General features: G+C 69.8%; 7 protein-coding genes and 1 tRNA gene. 4 read left to right on the top strand and 4 right to left on the bottom strand.

The features are described from left to right. The 3 genes from V7Q31_RS16965 to V7Q31_RS16955 all read right to left on the bottom strand — a co-directional run. Positions 1-742 (bottom strand): Clp protease N-terminal domain-containing protein (locus V7Q31_RS16965; protein ID WP_333835036.1); only part of this gene is annotated, 742 nt, incomplete at its 3' end. A 211-nt stretch (positions 743-953) separates the two neighbouring features. Next, on the bottom strand, positions 954-1,328 hold the full coding sequence (clpS, locus tag V7Q31_RS16960; protein WP_333835035.1) for an ATP-dependent Clp protease adapter ClpS: 375 nt from the start codon (positions 1,326-1,328) through the stop codon (positions 954-956). Between the two features lie 103 nt (positions 1,329-1,431). Then, a complete protein-coding gene (locus tag V7Q31_RS16955; protein ID WP_333835034.1) occupies positions 1,432-1,884 on the bottom strand; it encodes a phasin family protein in 453 nt (150 codons plus the stop codon). Between the two features lie 278 nt (positions 1,885-2,162). On the opposite strand from V7Q31_RS16955, the gene V7Q31_RS16950 reads away from it, so the two are divergent. The 3 genes from V7Q31_RS16950 (at position 2,163) to V7Q31_RS16940 (ending at position 4,811) form a co-directional block, all read left to right on the top strand. After that, positions 2,163-3,527, top strand: coding sequence for a D-alanyl-D-alanine carboxypeptidase family protein (locus tag V7Q31_RS16950; RefSeq protein WP_333835033.1), 1,365 nt, complete (start codon positions 2,163-2,165; stop codon positions 3,525-3,527). Positions 3,528-3,578: 51 nt separating this feature from the next. Next, positions 3,579-3,655: transfer RNA gene (locus V7Q31_RS16945), tRNA-Pro, on the top strand. A gap of 49 nt (positions 3,656-3,704) precedes the next feature. Beyond that, positions 3,705-4,811 carry a 2'-deoxycytidine 5'-triphosphate deaminase gene (locus tag V7Q31_RS16940; protein WP_333835032.1) on the top strand — a complete coding sequence of 369 codons (1,107 nt, stop codon included), beginning with the start codon at positions 3,705-3,707 and terminating at the stop codon, positions 4,809-4,811. A gap of 28 nt (positions 4,812-4,839) precedes the next feature. On the opposite strand, the gene V7Q31_RS16935 is transcribed toward V7Q31_RS16940, so the two are convergent. Further along, entirely contained in the window at positions 4,840-5,520 is a 681-nt protein-coding gene (locus V7Q31_RS16935; RefSeq protein WP_333835031.1) for a COQ9 family protein, read from the bottom strand. A gap of 94 nt (positions 5,521-5,614) precedes the next feature. Between V7Q31_RS16935 and rpsU the strand changes: the two genes are divergently transcribed. After that, the coding region (gene rpsU, locus V7Q31_RS16930) for a 30S ribosomal protein S21 (protein WP_333835037.1) at positions 5,615-5,787 on the top strand (173 nt) is incomplete at its 3' end.

The following is a 5,787-nucleotide window of genomic DNA, read 5'->3' as shown; positions in this document are numbered from 1 at the left end:
TCTTCTTGGCCAGCCCCTCGGCGATGGCGGTCTTGCCGACGCCGGGGTCGCCCACGAGCAGCGGATTGTTCTTGCGCCGCCGGCACAGCACCTGGATGCAGCGCTCGACTTCGCGCTCGCGCCCGATAAGCGGATCGACGTCGCCGTCCATCGCCTTGGCGTTGAGGTCGACGCAGTATTTCGCGAGCGCCGTCTCCTCCGGCGCCTTGGTCCGCTCGGCCGGGCCGCCGCCGCTCGCCCGCTCCTGTTCGGTGGTCTGCTCCTCGGCTCCGCGAACGGAGCGGCTCTCGCCGAAGGCGGGATTCTTGGCGACGCCATGGCTGATGAAATTGACCGCGTCGTAGCGCGTCATGTCCTGCTCCTGCAGGAAAAAGGCGGCATGGCTCTCGCGCTCGGCGAAGATCGCCACCAGCACGTTGGCGCCCGTGACTTCGGCCCGCCCCGAGCTCTGGACATGGATCGCGGCGCGCTGGATCACCCGCTGGAAGCCGGTCGTAGGCGCCGCTTCGGAGCCCTCCGTCTCCGATACGAGCGCCTCCAACTCTTCGTCGATGAAGCGGGTGAGGGCGGCGCGCAGCTCGTCGAGGTCGACCCCGCAGGCGCGCATCACCCGCGCGGCTTCCTCCTCGTCGACCAGCGCGAGCAGCAGATGTTCCAGCGTCGCCAGCTCGTGCCGGCGCGCATTGGCCAGACCGAGCGCCCGGTGGATGGCCTCTTCGAGGGTCTTGGAGAAGGACGGCATCTGCGTCTCCCTGAAACGGGTCGGCGGGGCGGGACCTCGACGGTTCCATCGAGGATCACATCACAGGATGTCGTCCCTGTCAGCCTGTCTTCAAGGCCGTCCGCATGTTTTCCGCGCAAGCCTGAACCGGCGCCCGCGCGAGAGGCGCCGCGCGCTGAAACTGGGCGCGACGGGGCGTCGAATCAGGTCGGGGGATCGAAGCGCCGAGGCGCTACTCTTTCTCCATGGTGCACTGGAGCGGATGCTCGTTGCGCCGCGCATACTCCATCACCTGGGTGACCTTGGTCTCGGCGATCTCATAGGAGAACACGCCGACCACGGCGACGCCCTTGCGGTGCACGGTGAGCATGATCTCGACGGCCTGCGCGTTGTTGAGGCCGAAGAATCGCTCAAGCACATGCACGACGAACTCCATCGGCGTGTAGTCGTCGTTGAGCAGCAGCACCTTGTACATGGAGGGCCGCTGCGTCTTCGCGCGCGTTCGGGTCGCGACCAGCCCGCCGGGCCCGCGCGCGCCGTCGTCGTCGCGGTCGTCCTCGCCGGCGCGCGGCGCGGTTCTATCGGCACTGGTCAACGTCGCGATCATCGGTCGGACACGCCTCCTCGCGCGATCATCATATATCGGCGGGGCGGCATGAAAAAAGGGGGCGCGAGGCCCCCTTTTCCGGATCGTCGCGAGGCGCGTCGCCTCAGGCGGCGTTGGCCTTCATCATGTCGACGGCGGCGGTGACGCGCGCGGCGACCGGCGCCATCGCATCCTTCATCGCCGCGAGGACGAGCTCGTTCATCTTGGTCGACTGCTTCACCATCGCGTCGAAGGACGTCTTCGCGAAGCCGCTCTGCTTCTCGATGAAGTCGGTGACGGTCTGCGACGCCGCCAGTTCCTTGGCGTGCGCGACGGTCTCTTCGAGGGTCTTCTTCGAGAAGGCGATGACCTCGGCGTTGATCTCTTCGGCGGCCTTGGCGGCGATGCTCTGCGACTTGATCATCGCATCGAGCGTCTCCTGGCCGAAGGCGGCGACGTCCTCGAAGGACTTCGTGGCCTTTTCCATGTTTTCGGTGAGCGACTTCTGCGCATCCGCGGCGAAGGTCTCGATGGCGGCGGCGGCGTCGACAGTCTTGGGGGCGGTCTTGGCGGTCATGGCGGTGCTCCTTGCATATCCAGGCTCTCGCGACGATCCCGATGATCCGTCCGATCGCCCGATGAGGGAGAACCTACGCGTCGTGCTGCACTGCGTCAAGAGGTTTTGTGCGTTGCAGCAAACAACTGGCGCGCGCGTCCGGCCCGGTCGCGGCGGCGGCGATCGCGACGGCGACGCCGCAGTTTTATTCGTCCCGCTTCCCTGTTACAGTCTTTTCTTAAGACGAGGTGGGGAAACATCCACCCGTCGAGAGGCGCAGCAGAGAGCAGGTGGTGTTCATGACGCAGGTCAGGATGCTCGTGGGAGCGTGCGTCGCGCTCGCGCTGGCGTGGGCGTTGTCGCCGGGGCCCGCAGAGGCGGCGCCCGGGCGGGCCGAGATCGTGATGGACATGCGCACCGGCGAGGTCCTGCATGCGCGCAACGCCGACGCGAAGCTGCATCCCGCCTCGCTGACCAAGATGATGACACTCTATCTCGTCTTTGAGGCTGTGGAGCGCGGCAAGCTCGACCTCGATCAGATGGTGCGGGTCTCGCAGGCCGCGGCGCGCCAGCCGGCGGTGAAGGTCGGCTTCAAGGCGGGCCAGCGCGTGCGGCTGCGCGATCTGATCCGCGCGGCTGCGGTGCGTTCGGCCAATGACAGCGCCGTGGTTCTGGCCGAGTCGGTCTCAGGGTCCGAGGCCGCCTTCGCCAAGCTGATGACCCAGCGCGCCCGTCAGCTCGGCATGACCAACACGAGCTTCCGCAACGCGTCGGGGCTGACGGCGGCGGGGCAGCTGTCCTCCGCGCGCGACATGACCATCCTGGCGCGGCGGCTCTATTACGATTTCCCGCAATATTACAATCTGTTCGGGCGCGAGAAGACCGCCGCTTTCGGACAGACCATCCGCAACACCAACCGGCTGCTCGCGACCTATCGCGGGGCGGACGGATTCAAGACCGGCTACACCCGCGCGGCGGGGTTCAACCTCGTCGCCTCGGCGGAGCGCGGGCCGGTGCGCGTCGTGGCCACGGTCTTCGGCGGGCGCAGCGGGGCGGAGCGCAACCAGCGCGTCGCGGAGCTGCTCGATCTGGGCTTCACGCGCGCGCCGCGGAATGTGCGCGAGGTTCCCCCGGTTCTCACCGCGGCGCTGACGGCGCCCGTCCCGGCCCCGCGGCCGGGCTCGGGGTCTGGCGGCGTCGCGGCGGCGCAGGGTTCGCCGAGCCTGTTCGTCGAAGGCGCGCGGCAGGTCGCCCAAGCGCTGGCGCCGGCGGCGGCGCACGCCGCCGAGCCGAAGGCGCCGGCGAGCGTCGCGAAGACGGTCTCGCCGACCGCGCGCGCGCCGCGCGCGGCGCCGGCGCCGCGTCTGCGCGGCGGGACGGCGATCGCGGTCGCCTCGGCGGACGCCGGCTCCGGCGACTGGGCGGTGCAACTCGGCGCCTACGCCGAGCGCGAGATCGCGGTCGCGCGGCTCGCGGCCGCGGCCTTCGGAGCCTTGCCGCAACTCGCCGGGGCCGGGCGCGAAGTCCATGTGGGCGGGATCGCCGGCTCGCAGATCTACCGCGCGCGGCTGACCGGGCTCGACCGCGACACCGCCCGCCGCGCCTGCGAGATGCTCGTCGAGGAGGGCCGCGACTGCGTGCCGATCCCGCCCGCCCATCCCTGAGCCCGCCGCCTTGCGCGGGCGGCGCCAGCCTGTATAAGGCGGCGCAGGCATCGGGCCGTAGCGCAGTCTGGTAGCGCGTCCGTCTGGGGGACGGAAGGTCGTGAGTTCGAATCTCGCCGGCCCGACCATCGAACGCCAGCGCCCCGGCGCTGGCGTTTCGCATCTCGGGGAGGCTCCATGAGCGACGCCAGCGCCGCCGAAGCGAGGCCCGGAGTTCTGCCCTCTCAGCATATCCGCGCGCTCGCGGCTTCGGGCGCGATCCGGGCCGACCGCCCGCTCGACCCCGACCAGATCCAGCCCGCGAGCCTCGATCTGCGGCTGGGAAGCCGGGCCTGGCGCGTGCGGGCGAGCTTTCTGCCCGGCGCGGGCCGCCGCGTCGCCGACCGGCTCGCCGATTTCGCGATGCACGAGATCGACCTGACCGGCGGGGCCGCGCTGGAGACGGGCTGCGTCTACGTCGTCCCGCTGATGGAGCGGCTCGACTTGCCGGCGGACGTCTCGGGCGCCGCCAACGCCAAGAGCTCGACCGGCCGGCTCGACCTGTTCACGCGCGTCATCGCCGATGGCGGTGTCGAGTTCGACCGCGTCGAGCCCGGTTACGACGGCCCGCTCTACGCCGAGATCAGCCCGCGCACCTTCTCGGTGCTGGCGCGCCCCGGCGCGCGCCTCGCGCAGCTTCGGTTCCGCCGCGGCGCCGCCCGGCTCAGCGACGTCCAGCTTCAGGCGCTGCATGGCGCGGCGGCGCTGGTGGACGGCGCGGCGACCATCGACGACGGGCTCGCCTTCTCGGTCGATCTCAAGCCGGGGGAGGGGCGTCCGCTCGGCTGGCGCGCCAAGCTTCATTCCGGGCTGATCGACCTCGACCGGCTCGACCATTACGATCCGCTGGAATTCTGGGAGCCGCTGCGCCGCGGCCCCGCCGGGGGCGTCATCCTCGACCCCGGCGCCTTCTACATCCTCGCCAGCCGCGAGAGCGTCCACGTCCCCCCAGACTGCGCCGCCGAGATGGCGCCCTATCTGGCGGTGGCGGGAGAGTTCCGCGTGCATTACGCGGGTTTCTTCGACCCCGGCTTCGGCCATGCGGCGGCGGGCGGCGCGGGCTCGCGCGCCGTGCTGGAAGTCCGCTGCCACGAGACGCCCTTCGCGCTGGAGCACGGCCAGATGGTCGGGCGTCTGGTCTACGAGCCGATGATCGAGACGCCGGACATCCTCTACGGGAGCGGGATCGGCTCGACCTATCAGGCGCAGGGGCTGCGCCTGAGCAAGCATTTCCGGGCGGGCTGAGCCCCGCCCGGCGCGGAAGCGCGCCCTGTCAGGCGGTCTTGGGCTTCTTCACCATGCGCATCAGCATGTTGGGCCCGGCCATCGCCAGCCGGCCGAGCGGGTTGGCGTTCAGATCCGCCTTGACCTTCTCGAACTGCATGACGCCGGCGATGCGGCGGTCGAGAAAGGCCCAGGTGTCCTCGCAGCCCTCGGACATGTCGCCGAGCCAGAACAGCGTCGTCGCCGTGAACACCGAGGACAGGATCGCGCGCTTGGAGTACCAGTTGCCGTCCTCGGACGTGTCGCCGATGCCCGTCCAGATGATGTCGGCGCTGCGCCAGATCGCCCGCGCGCCGTCGGCGGCGTAGGGGGGCAGGGCGAACATCGAGGCGGCGCGGCGCACCGCCTCGCGGTCCTCGCCGACGAGTTCGAGGCGGCGGCGCACGGCGAAGGCGATCTTCTCGCGGATGCGCACGTCGCGCATGTCGGTCGCTTCCAGCTCGGCCTTCAGCTGCGCGTCGGCGCGGTCATGGAAGTAGAGCGCGAGATCGACGGCGCCGCGCGGGAAGGCGAGCTTCGCCATCTCCGCGTCCACGCCGCTCGCCTCGATGGCGGCGCGCAGGGTCTGGGGCGACCAGCCGTCGAAGGCGACGTTGGGCAGCGCCGCGTCGAGGATCTTGTCTTTCGCCGTGTCGAGATCGTCGAGCTCGGCCCAGTCGGTGTCGGTCATGGAGAGGCTATCCGTGTTGCGGTGGACATAGGGTGCGTCTGCCCGTATATAGCCGCTTCCTGCGAAAATCGAACATGGAAAGGTGGTGACGTAGGTGCAGGTGCTGGTTCGCGACAACAATGTCGATCAGGCGCTCAAGGCTCTGAAGAAGAAGATGCAGCGTGAGGGAGTCTTTCGCGAGATGAAACTCAAGCAGCATTATGAGAAGCCCTCTGAGAAGCGGGCGCGCGAGCGGGCCGAAGCGATTCGGCGCGCGCGCAAGCTCGC

It is taken from the genome of Rubrimonas sp. (assembly GCF_036788415.1).
Classification (GTDB): Bacteria; Pseudomonadota; Alphaproteobacteria; order Rhodobacterales; family Rhodobacteraceae; genus Rubrimonas.
The sequence above is the reverse complement of the archived record's forward strand: the minus strand, read 5'-3'. Positions and strand labels throughout refer to the sequence as shown.

Excerpts from the sequence above, each read along its gene's own strand:
- clpS (WP_333835035.1), bottom strand. The coding sequence starts at position 1,328 with ATGATCGCGACGTTGACCAGTGCCGATAGAACCGCGCCGCGCGCCGGC.
- V7Q31_RS16955 (WP_333835034.1), bottom strand. The coding sequence starts at position 1,884 with ATGACCGCCAAGACCGCCCCCAAGACTGTCGACGCCGCCGCCGCCATC.
- V7Q31_RS16950 (WP_333835033.1), top strand. The coding sequence starts at position 2,163 with ATGACGCAGGTCAGGATGCTCGTGGGAGCGTGCGTCGCGCTCGCGCTG.
- V7Q31_RS16940 (WP_333835032.1), top strand. The coding sequence starts at position 3,705 with ATGAGCGACGCCAGCGCCGCCGAAGCGAGGCCCGGAGTTCTGCCCTCT.
- V7Q31_RS16935 (WP_333835031.1), bottom strand. The coding sequence starts at position 5,520 with ATGACCGACACCGACTGGGCCGAGCTCGACGATCTCGACACGGCGAAA.